This is a genomic window from Rhizobium sp. Root1212 (assembly GCF_001424985.1).
Classification (GTDB): Bacteria; Pseudomonadota; Alphaproteobacteria; order Rhizobiales; family Rhizobiaceae; genus Pararhizobium.
In genome coordinates this window covers 159,156-179,624 of sequence record NZ_LMDA01000025.1, presented here as the reverse complement: position 1 = coordinate 179,624, position 20,469 = coordinate 159,156, and the positions used below count along the sequence as shown (strand labels likewise).

The following is a 20,469-nucleotide window of genomic DNA, read 5'->3' as shown; positions in this document are numbered from 1 at the left end:
CTTGTTGGCGGCGGCACATAGTAACGTGCCTGCCTTGACCACAAGCATCCCACAGCATCGCCTGACGTTCTGTACCCGTGGAAACATAGCCTCAAGGATGTAGAAAACGCGGCAGGCAACCTCACTCCGCAGGCGAGAGGTTGTACAGAAAATCCGCAAGCCTTTGATTTTCCGATATCCGGAAGGTCCGCGGCACACCGTTGAACATGACGCAGCAGCGGGCGTCGTTACAAACGAAAACGGCCGGGTTTCCCCGGCCGCTGTTCAAATCTTCAAGCTTTGCGCAGGTCTCAGAAGAAACCGCGCTTCTGCCACCAGCCACCCTTCTTGGGCTTCGGCGGCTCGTTGTCGCCTTCGCCTTCGGCGGGCGCCGAGGAGCGAACCACCGGCGCGGAGGCGATCGTGTTCAGGTCACGATTGCCGCGCGAGGATTTTTCATCCAGCGTGGCCGCCGCTTCTTCGACGGCCGGCTCAACCGGAGTTTCCTCAGCTGGCGTCTCCTCAATGGCAGCCTGGGCTGCGCTGTCGACGACTGCTGCTTCCGCAACGGCTTCCTCGGTCACCGGAGCCTCTTCGCCGGCCGGCGCTGCCTTCTTGCGGCTGCGGCGCGGTTTTGCGGGTTTTGTTTCCTCGACAGCAACTTCGGCCGCAACCATTTCTGCGGCTGCCGGCTCGGTGGCATCGTCGACCACGGCTTCAGCGGTCAGGTTTTCGGTGGCTTCCTCGTTGTCGGACTCGGATGCTTCTCCTGAAGCCTCCTCGCCTGCGACCTCGTCGCCACGGCTGCGGCGGCCACCGCGCTTGCCGCGACGGCGGCGCTTGCGCTTCTGGCGGTCTTCCTCGCTGGCATCGCCGGCAGCAACGGTATCGGCGGCGTCATCGCCGTCCTCGTCGTCGCCCTCCGCTTCGGCGTCGTCGTCACCGGCAGCTTCGGCCTGCGTCTGTTCGCCGTTCCCGCGGCCACCACGGCGGCGGCGGCGGCGCTTGCGCTTGCGGTCGTTGTCACCTTCCGAACGTTCGGCGCGCTCTGCACGCTCCGGCTTGGCTTCGACAACGACTTCTTCTTCCTCGTCGATCTCCTCCTCGATGATGACGTCGTCGTCGTCCTCCTCGATCTCGGGTTCGAAGTGCATGATCTGCTCGATCTTCACCGGATTTTCGACCGGCTCGCCGCGATCGATCGCGAAGTGCTGGGCGCCGACATGGGCATCCGCCTCGATGATGATCGACACGCCGAAGCGGGCTTCATAATCGATGATCGTGCTGCGCTTGTGGTTGAGCAGGTAGAGCGCGATATCCGGCGTCGTGCGCACGGTGATGTCGTGCGTGGTGTTCTTCAGCAGATATTCCTCGACGCCGCGCAGGACATGCAGCGCGACAGACGACTGCGAGCGCACATGGCCCGTGCCGTTGCAATGCGAGCAGACCTGCATGGTCGATTCGAGCACCGAGGCGCGGATGCGCTGGCGCGACATTTCGAGCAGGCCGAAATGCGATATGCGGCCAACCTGGATGCGGGCGCGGTCGTTCTTCAGGTGGTCCTTCAGACGCTTCTCGACCGAGCGGTTGTTGCGCTTTTCTTCCATGTCGATGAAGTCGACGACCACGAGGCCGGCGAGGTCGCGCAGGCGCAGCTGGCGTGCGACTTCTTCAGCTGCTTCGAGGTTGGTCTGGAGCGCCGTGTCCTCGATCGAATGTTCGCGGGTCGAGCGACCGGAGTTGACGTCGATCGCCACCAGCGCTTCGGTCTGGTTGATGATGATGTAGCCGCCGGACTTCAATGTCACCTGCGGCTGCAGCATGCGGTCCAGCTGTGCCTCGATGCCCGAGCGCGAGAAAATCGGGTGCACGTCGCGGTAGGGCTGAACCACCTTGGCGTGGCTCGGCATCAGCATCTTCATGAAGCCCTTGGCTTCCTTGTAGCCTTCCTCGCCTGCAACAACGATCTCGCTGATATCCTTGTTGTAGAGATCGCGGATCGAGCGCTTTATCAGCGAGCCTTCCTCATAGACGAGGCAGGGCGCGGTGGAGGCAAGCGTCAGCGTGCGGACGTTTTCCCACAGGCGCATCAGGTATTCGAAGTCGCGCTTGATCTCGACCTTGGTGCGATTGGCGCCGGCGGTGCGCAGGATGACGCCCATGCCCTGCGGCACTTCGAGCGCGCGGGCGATTTCCTTGAGGCGCTTGCGGTCCGGCAGGTTGGTGATCTTGCGGGAAATGCCACCACCGCGCGCCGTGTTCGGCATCAGGACGGAGTAACGGCCCGCAAGCGACAGATAAGTGGTGAGGGCAGCACCCTTGTTGCCGCGCTCTTCCTTGGCGACCTGCACGAGCAGGATCTGACGGCGCTTGATCACTTCCTGAATGCGGTACTGCTTGCGCGGGCGGCGGTTGGACTGACGGTCCGGCACTTCTTCCATCGCGTCTTCGGCGCCGACGGATTCGATGACTTCCTTCTCTTCGTGATGGTCGTCGTCATCGTCGTCGTCATGCCGGCGGCCGCCGCGAACGTCTTCCGAGATGCTGTCGGTATCGACCATGGCGGCCATTTCGCCGGTATCGTCTTCGCCTTCGGCCTTTGCGACCTCGGCCTCTTCAGCCTCGGCTGCAGCCTTCTTGGTGCGGCGCGGACGGCGGACCTTCTTCGGCTTTTCCTCGACGATCTCTTCGGCAGCCGCTTCCGTCACCGTCTCGACTTCGGAAGTTTCCTCGACGATCTCGGTGACCTCGGCCTCTTCCGCCACCGTTTCGGATGCGGCGATATAGGGTGCCGTTTCGACCGGTTCGATATCGTCATCGCCGCGGCGCGCTTCTTCCGCTTCGGCCCTCAGCAGGGCCTGACGGTCGGCAAGCGGAATCTGGTAATAATCGGGGTGGATTTCGGCGAAGGCCAGGAAGCCGTGGCGGTTGCCGCCGTAATCGACGAAGGCCGCCTGTAGCGACGGCTCGACGCGGGTCACCTTGGCAAGGTAGATATTGCCGCGGATCTGCTTCTTGTGTTCGGATTCGAAGTCGAATTCTTCTATGCGGTTTCCGCGAACGACAACGACGCGCGTCTCTTCAGCATGAGACGCATCGATAAGCATTTTCTCTGCCATGTAAGCTGTGCTCCTCGGCGAGCGCGCAAACGGAGAGAGGGACGGGCTCCCGGAGGAGTCCATCCCGACTGTTCGCGTTGCTTGCCGGATGTAAATATTCCTGAAGGAACAGCGTTCAGCAGCCAGACGGCAGCCGGGACGGTCACGTCCCGGGGCCTGTTTACTTCTGACCGATACTGCTGAGACAACGTAGGATACCAAACAGGAATGCCAAAGTTTTTAGGCCCTGAAGGCCCGATGAATGCGCCCGATCACGGGCTTGTGGTGAAACCACGATATGTTCCCGGCCACCGCCGGCTTGCGATTCGTATGGGCAGTCAAGTGGAGCGACGGCGGATGAAGCGCGACTGCCTGCTGCGACGTGATCGTCATTGAGCGGTTTAACCCGTAGCGATCACGCGCTGGCGCCAAGGTTTTAAATACCTATGGCTGCCGGTCGTCGATTCTATCCCGTCAACACTTTCTACCTGTGAAGCTTGTATGTTTTCTATGTCACAATGGCAAGGGAAAAGCCTGATCCGTCATAATATTGATTGATTCGGTCGACCACCTGTGGCTGCTCGCGAAAGCCCGTGAAACGCCGTGGTAAGCTTTGGTTAACCGTGAAGGGGCATTCATGGAAAGTGCCGGTTGGACCGCCCGCAGCCTGAGGGCAGGGCGCCAAAAGGCCAATCTCTTTGAGACGATATGAGAAAGATCGGTTCTGATGTTGACGGCGATGGTGCGATATCTATGCGGAGCGCTGGCCCTGTGCGTGGCCTGCGGGTCTGCTCTTGCAGCCGATTCCCCGCTGCTCGCCTACGGCGCCCGCATTGCCGGCGACGATGCCCGTACTCGCGTCGTCATTGAATTCGACCGCGCGCCCGATTTCTTCGTCCACTACGTTGCCGATCCGGTCCGCGTGATCATCGACCTGCCGGAAACCTCCTTTGGCCTGAAGGAGGAGGACATGGAGGCGCGGGGACTGCTCAGCGATATCCGTTACGGCGCGATGGGGGCGGGCAGTTCCCGCATCGTGCTGACAGCGAAGGAGCCGATCGAAGTCTCGCTTGCCGAGGTCAAGCCCGACGAGGACAACAAGGGGTTTCGCCTCGTTCTCGACACGGAGCGCGTCAGCAAGAAGCAATTTGCCGACCTGATCGATGCCCAGAAATGGACCGGCAGCGTGGTCGCGGCAAAAACCGGCCGCGTGACTGCGCCGGAACCCAAGACTGAAAACGGCACCTTCGTCGTCGCCGTCGATGCCGGCCATGGCGGCATCGATACCGGCGCGATCGGCACCGAGACCAAGACCGTGGAAAAGGACGTGACGCTCGCTTTCGCCCGCGATCTCGTCGATCATCTGAACCGCCGGGCCGGCATCAAGGCCTTCCTGACGCGCGACGGCGATGAATTCCTCTCCTTGCCGCAGCGCGTGCAGATCGCCCGCCGCCAGAGCGCAAACCTCTTCATTTCCCTGCATGCCGATACGTTGAAGCAGCGCGATATCCGCGGCGCGACCGTCTACACCATCTCCGACAAGGCCTCCGACCATCTGGCCGCGAGCCTCGCAGAGCGTGAAAACCTATCCGATACGATTGCCGGCGTGGCGCTCTCCAACGAGCCGGCGGAGGTCGCCGACATCCTGCTCGACCTCACGCGCCGCGAAACCCAAGCCTTTTCCGTCAATCTCGCCCAGACCATCGTGTCCTCCTTCGAGGGCCAGATCAACCTGATCAACAATCCCCACCGCTATGCCGGCTTCCGCGTGCTGCAGGCGCCGGATGTGCCGTCCATCCTGCTCGAACTCGGCTTCCTCTCCAACAAGGAAGACGAAAAGCTGCTGGTCGATCCGGCCTGGCGGGCCAAGCTTTCCGAGCTTCTGGCAGGCGCGGTCGGCAACTATCGTACTGCCACCGTCGCCAATGGCGGCTGATTTCTGTCTTTTGAATTGATTCGATTTTCGCCGGACGTCGCATTACATCACCGTGCGGTTTACCACGGCATCCGATGTGATTTGTGTCGCTCGGGTAACAGCGATATGATTTTCAAGGGGATGCGGGTCGTTTAACGGCTTCAAGCCCTATTTTGCTCACAATCCGGTCGCTATCGGAAGCCGGAGTTTGCATGGACATCGAGCCGCCTGCTTAAGGCTTGGCGGCAGTTGGATGAAACCGCCGCTTCAGCAAGCGAGGGCGGCACGTTGCATTCGTATTCGGCGCGCGATAGGCCTCGGACCCACGCGCACAGGCATGTACAACAAAGGTACCGGTATCTGGCTGATGATCAGACTGATTGGATATTTCTTCGGCATTGGCGTTTTCCTGCTCCTCGGCGTGGCAGCGGCCGCAGCCGTTTATCTCGGCCATGTGACGAAGGATCTGCCGGACTATGAAGTCCTGGCGAACTACGCGCCGCCGGTCACCACCCGTATCCACGCCGGCAACGGCGCGCTGATGGCCGAATATGCCCGCGAGCGGCGCCTTTACCTGCCGATCCAGGCCATCCCGGATCGCGTCAAGGCCGCCTTCATCTCCGCGGAAGACAAGAATTTCTACCAGCATCCAGGCGTCGATATCACCGGCCTCGGCCGCGCGATTTTCGTCAACCTGCAGAATTTCGGCTCCGGCCGCCGCCCGGTCGGCGCCTCGACGATCACCCAGCAGGTCGCCAAGAACTTCCTGCTCACGGCCGACCAGACGATCGACCGCAAGGTCAAGGAAGCGATCCTCTCCTTCCGCATCGAGCAGGCCTACAGCAAGGATCGCATTCTCGAGCTTTATCTCAACGAGATTTTCTTCGGCCTGAATTCCTACGGCATCGCCGGCGCGGCGCTCACCTATTTCGACAAGTCGGTCACCGAGTTGACGATCGCCGAAACCGCCTATCTTGCCGCCCTGCCGAAGGGCCCGGCCAACTACCATCCCTTCCGCAAGGAAGCGGCCGCCATCGAACGCCGTAACTGGGTCATCGACCGCATGGTCGAGAACGGCTACGTGACCAAGGCCGATGGCGACGAAGCCAAGCAGCAGCCGCTCGGCGTCAAGCTGCGCCGCGGTGGTTCGCATCTCTTTGCGTCGGATTATTTCGCCGAGGAAGTGCGCCGCCAGATCATCCAGCGCTACGGCGACAACGCCCTCTATGAAGGCGGCCTTTCCGTCCGCACCTCGCTCGATCCCGATATGCAGATCAAGGCCCGTAAGGCGCTGCAGGACGGTCTCGTCAGCTACGACGAGCGCCGCGGCTTCCATGGCGCCATCAAGTCGATCGAGATCGGCGGCGACTGGGGCGAACCGCTCGGCAAGCTAGATGCGCTCTCGGACGTGCCGGAATGGAAGCTCGCCGTCGTGCTTTCCGTCGATGACAAGGGCGCCGAAATCGGCATCCAGCCGGAAAAGGATAGCGCCGGCAAGATCGCCGCAGAGCGCGTGAAGGGCTTCATCACTGCCAAGAACATGCAGTGGGCCTATCGCTCCTCCACCGGCGAGCGTAAGACCGCGAAATCGCCGGAAGGCGTGGTTGGTCCGGGCGATGTCGTCTATGTCGAGCCGACCGATACGGACGGCCAGTATCGCCTGCGCCAGCCGCCGAAGGTGCAGGGCGGCCTCGTCGCCATGGACCCTCAGACCGGCCGCGTTCTCGCCATGGTCGGTGGTTTCTCCTATGGCCAGTCGGAGTTCAACCGCGCGACGCAGGCCATGCGCCAGCCGGGTTCGTCCTTCAAGCCGTTCGTTTACGCCGCCGCTCTCGACAACGGCTATACGCCCGCCTCGGTCATTCTCGATGCGCCGTTTGAAATGGTCGCCGGCGGACAGGTCTGGCGCCCGGAAAACTATGGTGGCGGCTCCGCCGGCCCATCGACCCTGCGTCTCGGCATCGAGAAGTCGCGTAACCTGATGACCGTCCGTCTCGCCAACGACATGGGCATGAACCTCGTCGCCGAATATGCCGAACGCTTCGGCATCTATGATAAGATGCTGCCGGTGCTCGCCATGTCGCTGGGCTCTGGTGAGACGACGGTGCTGCGCATGGTGTCGGCGTATTCCGTGATCGCCAATGGCGGCAAGCAGATCAAGCCGTCACTCATCGACCGTATTCAGGACCGCTACGGCAAGACGATCTTCCGCCACGAGGAACGCACCTGCGAGACCTGCAACGCTTCTGATTGGCAGAGCCAGGAAGAGCCGGTGGTGACCGACAACCGCGAACAGGTCCTCGACCCGATGACGGCCTACCAGATCACCTCGATGATGGAAGGTGTGATCACCCGTGGTACGGCCGCTGGCAAGGTCAAGCTCGACCGTCCGGTTGCCGGCAAGACCGGCACGACCAACGACGAGAAGGACGCCTGGTTCGTCGGCTATACGCCGGATCTGGTCGCTGGCCTCTATCTCGGCTTCGACAATCCGGCGCCGCTCGGCCGCGGCGCGACGGGTGGCGGTCTCGCTGCTCCCGTGTTCAATGAATTCATGCAGGCCGCTCTTCAGGGCACCCGCCCGGTCAAGTTCGTGGTTCCCGAAGGCATGAGCTTGATCCCGGTCAACCGCAAGACCGGCATGGCCGCCGCCGAAGGCGATCCGGACACGATCATCGAGGCCTTCAAGCCAGGTACTGGCCCGGCCGATACCTTCTCCGTCATCGGCGACATGGACGAATACGTGCCGCCGGAAGAAATCCTGCGCAACTCGCCGCAGGCAAATCAGGCGGTGACCTCCGGCTCCAACGGCCTGTTCTAGGCTCTTTCGCATCATTGCCGATGCCCGCCGCCTTTACTTTGGCGGCGGGCATCGCTATTTCACGGCTCATCAAAACCCCATTTCAAGAAGCGGAAAAATGCGCAGCGAAATCGAGAATATTGTCGACGAGATCAAGCAGGCCATAAGCCTGCTGAGGAGGCATCTTTGACTGGGACCAGGCGATAAGACGACTGGACTGGTTGAACAACAAGGCCGAAGACCCGAACCTCTGGAACGACTCCACCGAGGCGCAGAAGCTGATGCGCGAGCGTCAGAACCTCGACGAGGCGATCAGCGGCGTGCGGGCACTTGAGCGGCAGCTCAAGGACAATATCGAACTCATCGAGCTTGGTGAGGAAGAGGGCGACGCCGATGTCGTCAAGGAAGCCGAGGACGCGCTGAAGGGTCTGAGGGCCGAATCCGCCCGACGTCAGGTCGAGGCCATGCTTTCGGGCGAAGCCGACGGCAACGACACCTATCTCGAAGTTCATTCCGGCGCGGGCGGTACGGAAAGCCAGGACTGGGCCAACATGCTGCTTCGCATGTACAGCCGCTGGGCCGAACGCCAGGGCTACAAGATCGAGCTGCTCGAAATCCACGATGGCGAAGAAGCGGGCATCAAGTCGGCGACACTGCTGGTCAAGGGCCACAACGCCTATGGCTGGCTGAAGACCGAATCGGGCGTGCACCGCCTCGTGCGTATCTCTCCCTATGACAGCAATGCGCGCCGTCACACCTCGTTCTCGTCCATCTGGGTTTATCCGGTGGTCGACGATTCGATCCAGATCGACATCAATGAGAGCGATTGCCGCATCGACACCTACCGTTCGTCGGGCGCCGGCGGCCAGCACGTCAACACGACCGACTCGGCCGTGCGCATCACGCATATGCCGTCCGGCATCGTCGTGCAGTGCCAGCAGGAGCGTTCGCAGCACAAGAACCGCGCCAAGGCCTGGGATATGCTGCGCGCACGCCTCTACGAAGCCGAGCTGAAGAAGCGCGAAGACGCAGCCAACGCTGAAGCCGCTTCCAAGACCGATATCGGCTGGGGCCACCAGATCCGTTCCTACGTTCTGCAGCCTTACCAGCTGGTCAAGGACCTTCGCACCGGCGTCGAAAGCACGGCCCCTTCGGACGTGCTCGATGGCGAACTGAACGAGTTCATGGAAGCAGCACTTGCCCACCGCGTTGCCGGCGGCGCCGATGCTGTTGTGGACGATCTCGCCTGATCGGGCCGTGGAACGTGAAATTATCAAGGGGCCGGGGACAACACCCGGCCCCTTTCGTTTGAAGTCTTTCAAAAATACCCGATCAAACCATTTTCACTTTACACACCGGCAAAATATGGTACTGCCATCGCCATGGCGCCCTTATAGCTCAGTTGGTAGAGCATCTGATTTGTAATCAGAGGGTCGGGAGTTCGAGTCTCTCTGGGGGCACCATTTCTCAAAACCATCGCTGAAAACTTCCCGGCGGGATCTTCCCGCGGAGCGCGAAACCGTATGCGAACGGGGCCGTTACCGTAACAAACGGCGTAGTCTGTGCCTTATCCCAAAAAACGCTTGTTGCGGAACATTCAACGGCTTACCGTGCCCGGACGAGGCGGAAGGAAATTTTCCACCGCGTAGAAACCGATGGAACCGGAGAGGGCGATGACCTTTAGAACCACAATTTTGGCCGTAGTGAGCGCGCTTGTCATGCTCTCCGGCTGCGCTACGACCGGCGAAAACAACACAACCTATGCGGACTATCAGGGATATGGTCCGCAGCCGTTCCTTGGGGCGAAGAGCGGCGCCAATGTCGGCATTCCGCTACAATAGGCTCAGCGCAGGAGCATGATCTCGCAGGGATCGCCGGCCTCTGCCGTCGGCGCACCGATCGGGCGGACGATCAGGCAATCCGCCTCGGCGAGAACCCGCATCATCGACGAATCCTGCTTCGCGAAGGGCCGGGCAGTCCAGCTGCCGTCATCGGCCTTGCCGAGGCGGGCGCGAACATAGTCCTGCCGGCCGTCATTGGCCGGCAGAGCGCCGTTCAGACGGGCGCGGGCGCGGCGATCGCTGGCAGGCAAACCACCGAGATGGCGCAGCAACGGCTCCAGGAAAAGATAGGAGCAGACGACGCTTGAAACCGGATTTCCCGGCAATCCAAGCACCACCGTTCCTCCGAGCGAGCCGACCATCAGCGGCTTTCCCGGCCGCATGGCGATCTTCCAGAAATCGAGAACCATGCCGGCATCGACAAGCGCAGGCTGCACCAGATCGTGATCGCCGACCGAAGCGCCGCCGAGCGTCACCAGCACGTCCACGCCCGAGTCGACCGCCTTGCGCACGGCGGCTGTTATTGCTGCCCGGTTATCGCCGATGATACCGAGATCGATGACCTCGGCGCCGTTTTCGCGGGCGATGGCCGCAACGCCAAAGCTGTTCGAGGCGATGATCTGGTCCGGTCCGGGCGTCGATCCCGGCGGCAGCAATTCGTCGCCGGTCGCAATGATCGCGACTTTGGGGCGGACGACGACCGGCAGCACCGGGTGATTCATGGCGGCCGCGACCGTCAGCCGGGCCGGCGTCATCTGTTCGCCAACGCGGAGAATCACGTCGCCTTCGGTGAAATCCTGTCCCTTCGGGCGGACATGCCTGCCCTTGGTCAGGGCGAAATGGGTGCGGATTCGGCCATCGCCGAGGGTTTCGGCATCTTCCTGCGCCAGCACCGTATCGGCGCCGGCCGGGATCGGCGCGCCGGTGAAAATCCTGACGACTTCACCCGGCGCGACCCGCCCGGAAAAACCGTGGCCGGCGGCAGACTGGCCGATGACGCGCAACTCAGCCCCGACTTCAGCCAGATCCTCGTGCCGGCCGGCATAGCCGTCCATCGCCGAGTTGTCGAAGGCAGGGTGGGTGAGGCGGGCTGCAATATCCTGTGCCAGCACCCGGCCTTCGGCTGCGGTGAGGTCTACGGTCTCCGTCCGTGGTTTTCCCGGCGCAAGGGCCAGCAATCGTGACAGGGCCTCATCGACGGGAAGAAGGGACATTGCTCAGGCCTCTGTGCGTCGGTAGTCGCCGGAGCGGCCGCCGGATTTGCTGACGAGCCGGATACCACCGATTTCCATCTCGCGATCGGCCGCCTTCGCCATGTCGTAGACGGTGAGGCAGGCGACGCTTGCCGCCGTCAGCGCTTCCATCTCGACGCCGGTGCGTCCGGTGAGCTTCGCCATGGTCTCGACGCGCAATCCCGGCAAATCGGGATCGGGCGTGATATCGACGGCGACCTTGCTCAGCATCAGCGGATGGCAGAGCGGAATGAGGTTCGACGTCTGTTTGGCGGCCATGATGCCGGCGAGCCGGGCCGTCGCGATCACGTCGCCCTTCTTGGAGTTCCCCTCCAGAATAAGCGCCAGCGTCTCCGGCTTCATGCGGACATAGCCTTCCGCGACGGCGATGCGAACGGTCTCGCTCTTGTCGCCGACATCCACCATGCCGGCAGCGCCAGCGGCGTCGATATGGGTGAGGGAGGTCGTCATTCGGCAGCCAGGGCGGCGGAAGAGCCGGTCAGCAGCGCGCGGGTTGCAGCCGCGACATCGTCCTTGCGCATCAGGCTTTCGCCGACGAGGAAGGTGCTGATTCCGGCCTTTTGCAGCCGCAGGCATTCATCATGGGTGAAGATGCCGCTTTCGCCGACCAGCAGACGGTCTTGCGGCACCATCGGCGCCAGCTTTTCCGAAAGCGCGATATCGACCTCGAAGGTCTTCAGATTGCGGTTATTGATGCCGACGAGTTTGGAGGAAAGCTTTAGCGCGCGCTCCATTTCTTCCTCGTCATGCACCTCGACCAGCACATCCATGCCTAGCGAAAAAGCTTCATGCTCCAGCCGGCGAGCATCGTCGTCGCCGAGCGACGCCATGATCAGCAGGATGCAATCGGCCCCCCAGGCGCGGGCTTCCTGCACCTGATAGGGATCGAACATGAAATCCTTGCGCAGCGCCGGCAGCGAGCAGGCCGCACGCGCCGCCGTCAGGAACGAGGGCTGGCCCTGAAAGCTCGGCGTATCCGTCAACACCGAAAGACAGGCCGCACCGCCGGCTTCATAGGCCTTGGCAAGGCTTGGCGGATCGAAATCGGCGCGGATCAGCCCCTTGGAAGGGCTGGCCTTCTTGATTTCCGCGATCAGGCCGAACACGCCTTCGGCCTTCTTGGCGCGCAGGCTTGCCATGAAGCCGCGCGGCGCTTCCTGATCGGCCTGCATGGCCCGCAGGTCCGCAAGCGAAACCCTGGCCTTGGCGGCGGCGATCTCTTCGCGCTTGTAGAGTTCGATCTTGCGCAGAATATCGGTCACGGCTGTTCTCCCGCCGGGCTGTTGGTCGATGCCACGAGCTTTTCGAGCGTCGTCTTGGCGCTTCCGCTCGAAAGCGCCTGGCGCGCGATCTCCATGCCTTCGCCAAGGGTTTTCGCGCGCCCGGCGATCAGCAGCGAGGCGGCGGCATTGGCGAGCGAGATATCGCGGTATGGCGTCGCATCGCCGTCCAGTACGCCCTGCAGCGCCACCGCGTTATGCGCGCCGTCGCCGCCCTTCAGGACATCGAGGCTCACAGTTTGCAGCCCGAAATCATCAGGCGTCAATTCGAATGTTCTGATCTCGCCGTTTTCGAGTGCGGCGACCTGCGTCGTGCCGGTGGTCGTGATTTCGTCAAGGCCATCGCCATGCACCACCCAGACATTGGTGGAGCCGAGATCGCGCAACACTTCCGCGACCGGAACCACCCAGCGCGGCGCAAAGACGCCGACCAACTGGCGGGTGACGCCGGCCGGGTTGGAAAGCGGTCCCAGCAAATTGAAGATCGTGCGGGTGCCAAGCTCGACGCGGGTCGGCCCGACATGGCGCATCGCGGAATGATGCTGCTGGGCGAACATGAAGCCGAGGCCGGCCTCGCGAATGCTGCGGGAAATCGCTTCCGGGCCGATATCGAGCTTGACGCCGAGGCAGGAGAGGGCGTCCGCCGTGCCGGATTTCGAGCTGAGCGCCCGGTTGCCGTGCTTGGCGACGGGAACACCGGCGCCGGCGACGATCAGCGCCGCCAGCGTCGAGATATTGTAGGTGCCCGCACCATCGCCGCCCGTGCCGACGATATCGATGGCATCGGCCGGGGCCTCGACGGTCAGCATGCGCGCCCGCATCGCCCCGACGGCGCCGACGATTTCGTCGACCGTTTCGCCGCGCACGCGCAGCGCCATCAGAAAGCCGCCGATCTGCGAAGGCGTCGCCTCGCCGGACATGATGATCTCGAAGGCGGCACGGGCATCGGTACGATCGAGCGCTTCGCCTAAGGCTGCCTTCGCGATGAAAGGCTTCAAATCCGGCATGGGAACATCCTTTTAGCGGTTTAGCGCGGTTTCGGCGAGCTGCTGGTTGATCGAGACGCCATAGCCGGTCTGCAGCTCGGTGACCATCTGGTCGAGGATGTCGTCACCGCTGGCGCGGGCGACGGCGTCGATCTGCCGGTCTTCGTTGTCGAGCGCGTCGACCATGTTGTCTTCATTGACGGAGGTGACCTTCAAGAGGATCTGGCCGTCGCCACCGACGCCGGTTGCGTTGGCAACGGTACCTTCTGGGCCACTGAACGCGGCGGTCACCGCAGCCGGGCTGAAGGCCGCATCGTCGGAAGCGCGGCGAAGGCCGGTCTTGGTTTCGACGGCAATGCCGAGTTCGGTCGCGATGGTCGCCAGCGTCTCGCCCTTCTGGACGCGGACCTTCAGCTCTTCAGCCTTGGCGGCAAGCGCCTTGCGCTGCTGCTCGGCGGTCCAGTCGGCCACGACCTTTTCGCGGGCCTCGTCCAGCGTGCGGTCGCGCGCCGGAGTGATTTCCTCGACATCGAACCAGACGTAACCGTCACGGCCGAGATTGACCGGCAGGGTTTCGCCGCCGACGTCAGCCTTGAAGGCTTCCTCCAGCAGCGACTTGGCTTCCGGAATGCCGGCAACCGGTTCGCCGTCCTGATCGTTACCGCGAGCATCGATCGCATTGACGGTGACGAGCTTCAGGCCGCTCTGACTTGCCGCTTCCTGCATGCTGGCGCCGGAAACGCGTGCGTCTTCGAACTTGTCGTGGATGCCCATGATTTCATTGCCGGCGTTGGAAAGCGCAAGCTCCTGGCGAAGCTCTTCCTTAACGTCGTCGAAGCTGCGAACCGTTTCCGGCTTGATGTTGGTGATGCGCAGGATGACCGGGCCGAAGGAGCCGTCGACGACCGGCGTGACGTTGCCTTCCAGCGTAACGGCAAAGGCGGCATCGCCGATCTTGGCGTCCGGCACGCGGTCGCGGGTGAAATCACCGAGCAGAACATCGCCGCTGGTCTTGCCCTGTTCGGCAACCAGATCGTCGAAGGAGGTGCCGGCGGCAAGCTTCGCGGCAGCGGCATCAGCAGCTTCGCGCGAGGGGAAGGCAAGCTGTTCGATCGTGCGGGTTTCGGCGGTGCGGAAGCTGTCCTTGCGGCGGTCGTAATCGGCGCGAATTTCGTCGTCGGTCACCGTCTTTGCATCCGCGATGTCGGACGGCTCAAGCTTCACATAGGAGATGCGGCGGAATTCCGGGGCGCGGTATTCGGCCTTGTGGGTTTCGAACCAGGGGGCGAGCACTTCGTCGGCCGGGGCCTTGATCGGGTCGATATTGGCATTGGACAGCAGCAGGTAATCGACGTCGCGCGCTTCGTTACGATACTGGCGCAGGGCATCGACGAGGATTTTCGGGGCCGTATAACCGTCGGAGAGAGCCTCGACGACCTGCGAGCGCACGGCGACCTGGCTGCGATTGTTGATGTAATCCTGCTCCCGCAGGCCGGCATTGCGCAGCACGCTGGAGAAGGTCAGGCGGTCGAACTGGCCGTTGACGCCGTGGAACGCCGGATCGTCGGCGATCAGCGCGGCGAGACGGTCCTGCGAAAGCCCGAGGCTCATGTCGTCGGACAGCTGGTCGAGCGTCGCGCCGGCGACGAGCTGCGAATAGACCTGGGCTTCGACGCCGAAGGCGCGGGCCTGCTCGCGCGTCAGCCGCGTGCCGAACTGGCGGGAAAGCTGGGCGACCTGGCGCTCATAGGCGAGACGGAAATCGCCGGGCGAGACTTTGACGTCGCCGACCGTGACGACCGCGTCCGAGCCCGACTGAACGATCGATGTCCGCGCACCCCAGATGCCGAAGGAGACCACAAGAAGGATCAACAAGCCCTTGAAGACCCAGGTCTTCGAGGCGGTTCTCAGGATTTCGAGCATCGGATTGCATAACCTCAATGGTATTTCGTGACCGTCGGATGACGAGTGGTCCCGTTCCTTAAAACAAAGCCGAACGGATGAGAAGTATCGGAAGGCTCAAAAATCGCGTGTAACCGGCGCATACCGGGGCATCGCGAAGGCTTGCGCGGGTGATAGCCGCATATCCGCCGCACACAGGTCGCAATCTGTCGGAAAGTTTAGCCGGCAATCGAATATCTTTCAAAAAATGGCTGTACCGCAGGCAGTTGCGCAGATATCGCCGGTGATGAAGATGGTTAGGGGGGGGCGAATCGCCGGCAAGGTGATCGCAAGCAGGAGGCAGTGGACCAGCCCATGGGCTCGACCGTGATCATGATAAACCTGTTCGGCGCGATCGCGCTTCTTTTGTTCGGCCTGTCGCAGGTCAAGGACGGGGTGACGCGTGCCTTCGGCATCAAGCTGCGCACCGGGCTGGCGCGCGGCACCAGCGGCTCGCTGCGCTCCTTCTTCGGCGGCTTCGTCGCAACCGTCGCACTGCAGAGTTCCACCGCAACGGCGCTGATGATCACCTCCTTCGTCGAAAAGGGGCTGGTGCAGGCGCGCATGGCGCAGATCGTGCTTCTCGGCGCCAATGTGGGCACGGCGGTCACGGCCTGGATCGTGTCGCGCGGCGTCGAGTGGCTGTCGCCGCTGCTCATCCTGGCGGGCGTGATCCTGCATCGCAGCAGCCGCTCCAGCGCCCGGCAGGGCGGCGGCGCCGCGCTCGTCGGCATCGGCCTGATGTTGCTGTCACTGCATCTGCTCGGCCTCGCCACGGAGCCGATGCGGGATTCGCCCGCGCTCGGCGCCTTCATCGGCCTGCTCGGCGGCGCACTGCCCGTTGCCATGATCTTCGCCGCGGTGCTTGCCTTCCTTTCGTCGTCCAGCCTTGCCGTCGTGGTGCTGATCCTGTCGCTGTCGGCCACGCAGACGCTATCCTCGGAGTTGACGGTGGCGCTGGTGCTGGGTGCGAACCTCGGCGGCGCCGTGCCGCCGCTCGTGGCGACGCTCAGGGCAACGCCTGCCGCGCGGCGCGTCACGGCCGGAAACCTGCTGGTGCGCGCCATCGGCTGCGTTATCGCGCTGCCGGCCGCGCCTTTGCTGTCCGAGTTGTTGCAGAGCCTGCACGTCCCGGCGCAAAGCCTGCCGGTCGATATTCACCTTGCCTTCAATGTCGCGCTCGCCATCCTCGCCTGGCCGTTTTCGCCGCTGCTTTCCAGTGTCATGCTGAAAATCTTCCCGGATGAGGTAAAACCGGAGGCGGGGCCTCGTTTCCTTGACGAAAAGGCGTTGGCGACGCCGGTGATCGCCCTTTCCGGCGCGACGCGTGAAGTGCTGCGGGTCGGCGACCTGATCGAATCCATGCTGATCCACACCATGGACGCCTTCAACAGCAATAATCTCGACCCGCTGCGCGACGTGCCGAAGCTCGAAGGCGAGGTTGACCGGTTGCAGCAGGAGGTGAAGATCTATCTTTCCCGCCTCGGCCGAGGTGGCCTCGATGAGGAAAACGGCCGCCGCTCGATCGTCATCATCGATTACGCCATCAATCTGGAGCACATCGGCGATATCATCGAAAAGGGCCTGGTCGATCAGGTGACGAAGAAGGTCAACGGCGGCCTGACGTTTTCGGAGGAAGGCTATCAGGAACTGAAGAGCCTCTTCAACCTGACCATCGACAACCTGCGCATCGCCCAGACGATTTTCGTAACCCGTAATGCCGATCTCGCCCGTCATTTGGTCGAGGTCAAGGTCAGCGTTCGCCACATGGAAAAGCGCTCGTCCGAGCGCCATCTGGAGCGGCTGCGCGACGGGCGCACGGATAGCCTGCAGACCAGCACGCTTCATCTCGACATGCTGCGCGACCTGAAGCGGATCAATGCCCATGTCGTTTCGGTCGCCTATCCGATTCTCGATGAAAGCGGTCTTCTCTCCGAAAGCCGCCTGCTGCCGGAGTAGACCTTATTTCGCCAGCAGCTCGTTGCGCACGAACGCGTCGTAGCAGCCGGTGAGCTGGATGCGCGTGTGCCCCTGTTTCAGGAACGGCTCGTAAAGACGCAGCAGCGCCGCGCGCCCGGTCGTCGGCGGGCATGTCGGCAGAAGAGCGAGATCGACGGCCGCGACGGCCGCGGCGACCTTGTCATCCGGCGGCGGCACGGCGCGGAACGGGTCGGCGCCGATGGTGATCGCATGCGGTGCGCGCCGGTCCATCAGCCATGGAAACGTATTGGTGAAATCGATCGACATGATCGTATCGAAACGCACGTTTCCGGCCGTCTCATAGGCCCGGATGGCGTCGATCGCGTCGGCCATCGTCTGCATCCACAGCCAGTAGAAGTCGAAATCGCTATAGAGCAGGTTTGCCGGCAGCTCGCCCGACTGGACGATTGCCTCATAGGTTTCGCGATGGGCGACGTAGTTCGAGAGCATGCGCTCCGCCCGTGTCACGAAAACCGGACGCAGCGAAACGGCGCCGAAGGTTTTCAGGTTGCGGTTTTGCAGGACGACGTCGACGAGGCTGCCGACTGCCGACCGCGCCGCCTTCTGAACGACGATCACGACCGGTGGCAGCATGCTGGCCATGGCCAGCACGCCGACGGCGGCGAAAGCCGGGGAAGGGCCGTGGCTGCGATAGGCGCGGATCAGGATCGCCAGCACCAGCGGCCAGAGAAAGATGAAGGCCTGGCTGCCGGTGTTCTGGCTTTCGAAGAGAAGGCCGGCAATGAGGAAGACGGCAAGCCACAGCCAGTCCTGATCGAAAAGCTTCGAGAAACTCGCGGCGGTCGGGGTCTGACGGAAGGCGCGCCAGTCGGCCGCGACGTCGCGGCGGTCGGCGATCAGCAGGAACACCGCGAGAAGTCCGGCGCAGGCCAGGATGCCGAAATTGATCGAGGCCCCCTGCAGAAGCCGCGGTACGAAGCTTGTGTCGTTCAGGATGAGCAGGGCGGTCATGTCTTCGGCGTAGGCCGAGACGATGCCTGTGGTGATTTCGAGAAGGCCGATGGACAGGAAGAAGGCAAGGCCGGCGAACAGCGCGACGCGGAAGGGCAGGCGACCGGCGACAAAGGCCATCAGGCACAGAAGCACGCCTGAGACGACGCCCGTGACCTTGATGAACAGCAGGGCGAGCATTGCCAGCGCCACCACGATACCGAGCAGAACCGGCGCGCGCACAAAGCAAAGTGCTGCCGCCAGCACATAGAGCAACTGGCTGACCTGCCGGTTATAGATGCCGAAACCGTCCGTTCCGGGAAACGGATAGAAGTCTCCGGTATTGAAGGGCAGGAGCGAGAAGAACAGGAAGGGCAGCATCAGCGCCCAGGCCGCTGTCTGTGACCGCTTTTGGACGTCGTAGAGCACCAGCGCGAGAAGCGGCGCGGTCACGGCCAGCAGCGACCAGCTGGCAAGCAGCAGGATCGCCCCTTGCGGGAACAGCTTTATCCAGCCGGCAAAGAGATAGTAGCCGAGGCTTCCGGCCGGCGCGAAGAAATCGATCGCCGGCACCTGTCCGTCGGCGATGCGATTCGCCGCGTCGATGTAGAGATACTGGTCCCAGAACATCGCGCCGAGCGGGATCGGGATGGTTTTCACAAGCGCCAGCGGCACCAGAACGAAGGCGACGGCGATCAAAAAGAATATCGGGCTGAAAACGATCGTTTTCAGGCTGCCTTTGCGGTCGAGGGCCGGCGTGAGCCCGGTCGAAACCTGCATTCTCATCTCCTTGCGCGCCTTGGGGCGTCGCCGTCTCAGCGCGCTGCCGGTGCTGGCGGATGTGATCGGTATCGAAACCTTATCGCAGGATCGGGTTTTAGCCGGGTTAACGGCCTCAACCGCGATGAGAATTATGGTTCTTGCAATCTCTTCCTGCTATGGAACCGGGCAATCCAGAGACGCCGCGACGCGTCCGACAGCGATATTTAAGGAGAAGCGGCATGGAACGTTCATGTCTGGCGATCGTGCTTGCGGCGGGCGAAAGCACCCGCATGAAGTCATCCCTATCGAAGGTGCTGCATCCGATCGCCGGGCGCCCGATGATCGCCCATGTGATGGAATCGCTGGTGCAGGCCGGCATTTCCTCCGCAGCCCTTGTCCTCGGCCGCGATGCGGAGGTCGTGGAAAAGGCGGCGCGCCGCGGCGAGATGACGGTTTCGGCCTTTCTGCAGACGGAGCGGCTCGGCACCGCACATGCCGTTCTCGCCGCCCGCGAGGCAATCGCAAAAGGCTATGACGATATCCTCGTCGTCTTCGGCGACACGCCGCTGGTTACGGCCGAACCGCTGAAGGCCGCCCGAAAGGGCCTGGCCGAAGGCAACGATGTCGTGGTCATCGGCTTCGAAACGGAAAAACCGTTCGGCTATGGCCGCCTGATCGTCAAGGACGGGGCGCTCGTCGCGATCCGCGAGGAAAAGGATGCTACCGAAGCGGAAAGGAAGATCACCTATTGCAACGGCGGCCTGATGGCGATCGACGGCCGCAAGGCGCTGTCGCTGCTGGCAAAGATCGGCAACACCAATGCCAAGGGTGAATTCTATCTCACGGATATCGTCGAGGTCGCCCAGGCGAATGGCGGCAAGGCGATTGCGGTCGCAGCGCCGGAAACCGAACTCATGGGCTGCAACAACCGCGCTGAGCTTGCCGCTATAGAGGCGGTCTGGCAGCGCCGCCGTCGCCACGAGCTGATGCTGTCGGGCGTATCGATGATCGCGCCGGAAACCGTGTTCCTGGCGTATGACACGGCCATCGCGCCGGATGTGCTGATCGAGCCGAACGTCGTCTTCGGTCCCGGCGTCACGATCGAAACCGGCGCCGTCATCCATGCTTTCTCGCATCTCGAAGGGGCGGTCGTCGGCAAGGATGCGACCGTCGGCCCCTACGCACGCCTGCGGCCCGGCGCAAACCTCGGCCCCGAATCCAAGGTCGGCAATTTCTGCGAGGTCAAGAAGGCCGAGATCGGCGCAGGCGCCAAGGTCAACCACCTGACCTATATCGGCGACGCCTTCGTCGGCGCGAAAACCAACATCGGCGCGGGCACCATCACCTGTAATTACGATGGCGTGAACAAGCACATCACCAATATCGGTGCGAACGCCTTCATCGGCTCGAATTCGGCGCTGGTCGCGCCGGTGTCGATCGGCGACGGCGCGCTGGTCGCGTCGGGCAGCGTGATCACCGAAGACGTGCCCGGCGATGCCGTTGCTTTCGGCCGCGCGCAGCAGACGATCAAGCCCGGTCGGGCAAAATTGCTGCGCGAGCGTTATCTGGCGGAAAAGGCCGAACGGAAGAAAACCAGCGCCGAGTAGCAGCTCGGGCGCTGTTAAAATCTGAAACTGAAAGTGAGTTCAGGCCCGATTGTGCATTTCGGGAAATTGGCTACCA

The 20,469-nt window shown here is 62.7% G+C and carries 13 protein-coding genes and 1 tRNA gene; 7 read left to right on the top strand and 7 right to left on the bottom strand.

Annotation, left to right across the window (positions count from 1 at the left end):
* Positions 1 to 290 precede the first annotated feature (290 nt).
* Positions 291 to 3,098, bottom strand: a complete 2,808-nt coding sequence (locus tag ASC86_RS22025; RefSeq protein WP_056326373.1) for a ribonuclease E/G — start codon at positions 3,096 to 3,098, stop codon at positions 291 to 293.
* A gap of 718 nt (positions 3,099 to 3,816) precedes the next feature.
* Between ASC86_RS22025 and ASC86_RS22020 the strand changes: the two genes are divergently transcribed.
* From ASC86_RS22020 to ASC86_RS26310, 5 genes are all read left to right on the top strand, one after another.
* A complete protein-coding gene (locus tag ASC86_RS22020; protein WP_244477675.1) occupies positions 3,817 to 5,013 on the top strand; it encodes an N-acetylmuramoyl-L-alanine amidase in 1,197 nt (398 codons plus the stop codon).
* Between the two features lie 346 nt (positions 5,014 to 5,359).
* On the top strand, positions 5,360 to 7,813 hold the full coding sequence (locus ASC86_RS22015) for a penicillin-binding protein 1A (RefSeq protein ID WP_056326578.1): 2,454 nt from the start codon (positions 5,360 to 5,362) through the stop codon (positions 7,811 to 7,813).
* A gap of 97 nt (positions 7,814 to 7,910) precedes the next feature.
* Positions 7,911 to 9,042 (top strand): peptide chain release factor 2 gene (gene prfB, locus ASC86_RS22010; protein ID WP_156387159.1). Its coding sequence is split into 2 segments (ribosomal slippage): positions 7,911 to 7,979 and positions 7,981 to 9,042, totalling 1,131 coding nucleotides; the frame shifts between segments, so codons are not numbered across the junction.
* 137 nt (positions 9,043 to 9,179) lie between these two features.
* Positions 9,180 to 9,255 (top strand) — tRNA-Thr (locus ASC86_RS22005).
* Positions 9,256 to 9,465: 210 nt separating this feature from the next.
* The gene (locus ASC86_RS26310) at positions 9,466 to 9,633 is read left to right on the top strand and encodes a hypothetical protein (protein ID WP_200943843.1); all 168 of its coding nucleotides are present in this window, start codon (positions 9,466 to 9,468) and stop codon (positions 9,631 to 9,633) included.
* 2 nt (positions 9,634 to 9,635) lie between these two features.
* Here ASC86_RS26310 and glp read toward each other — a convergent pair whose 3' ends face one another.
* Genes glp through ASC86_RS21975 form a run of 5 tightly spaced genes read right to left on the bottom strand, consistent with a single transcriptional unit; the run spans position 9,636 to position 15,075 of the window.
* On the bottom strand, positions 9,636 to 10,847 hold the full coding sequence (gene glp, locus ASC86_RS21995; RefSeq protein WP_056326362.1) for a gephyrin-like molybdotransferase Glp: 1,212 nt from the start codon (positions 10,845 to 10,847) through the stop codon (positions 9,636 to 9,638).
* A gap of 3 nt (positions 10,848 to 10,850) precedes the next feature.
* On the bottom strand, positions 10,851 to 11,336 hold the full coding sequence (moaC, locus tag ASC86_RS21990; RefSeq protein ID WP_056326360.1) for a cyclic pyranopterin monophosphate synthase MoaC: 486 nt from the start codon (positions 11,334 to 11,336) through the stop codon (positions 10,851 to 10,853).
* On the bottom strand, positions 11,333 to 12,148 hold the full coding sequence (gene trpC, locus ASC86_RS21985; RefSeq protein ID WP_056326357.1) for an indole-3-glycerol phosphate synthase TrpC: 816 nt from the start codon (positions 12,146 to 12,148) through the stop codon (positions 11,333 to 11,335). Before trpC ends, moaC begins: the two co-directional genes overlap by 4 nt.
* A complete protein-coding gene (gene trpD / locus ASC86_RS21980) occupies positions 12,145 to 13,173 on the bottom strand; it encodes an anthranilate phosphoribosyltransferase (protein WP_056326354.1) in 1,029 nt (342 codons plus the stop codon). Before trpD ends, trpC begins: the two co-directional genes overlap by 4 nt.
* A gap of 12 nt (positions 13,174 to 13,185) precedes the next feature.
* Positions 13,186 to 15,075 (bottom strand): peptidylprolyl isomerase, encoded by a 1,890-nt coding sequence (locus tag ASC86_RS21975; RefSeq protein WP_056326352.1) that lies wholly within the window; start codon positions 15,073 to 15,075, stop codon positions 13,186 to 13,188.
* Positions 15,076 to 15,408: 333 nt separating this feature from the next.
* Here ASC86_RS21975 and ASC86_RS21970 point away from each other — a divergent pair, with 333 nt between their 5' ends.
* A complete protein-coding gene (locus ASC86_RS21970; RefSeq protein ID WP_056326350.1) occupies positions 15,409 to 17,052 on the top strand; it encodes a Na/Pi cotransporter family protein in 1,644 nt (547 codons plus the stop codon).
* A gap of 3 nt (positions 17,053 to 17,055) precedes the next feature.
* Here ASC86_RS21970 and ASC86_RS21965 read toward each other — a convergent pair whose 3' ends face one another.
* Positions 17,056 to 18,804: a hypothetical protein gene (locus tag ASC86_RS21965; RefSeq protein ID WP_244477672.1), complete on the bottom strand. Its 1,749-nt coding sequence runs from the start codon at positions 18,802 to 18,804 to the stop codon at positions 17,056 to 17,058.
* Positions 18,805 to 19,025: 221 nt separating this feature from the next.
* Here ASC86_RS21965 and glmU point away from each other — a divergent pair, with 221 nt between their 5' ends.
* On the top strand, positions 19,026 to 20,393 hold the full coding sequence (glmU, locus tag ASC86_RS21960) for a bifunctional UDP-N-acetylglucosamine diphosphorylase/glucosamine-1-phosphate N-acetyltransferase GlmU (protein WP_056326347.1): 1,368 nt from the start codon (positions 19,026 to 19,028) through the stop codon (positions 20,391 to 20,393).
* Positions 20,394 to 20,469 lie beyond the last annotated feature (76 nt).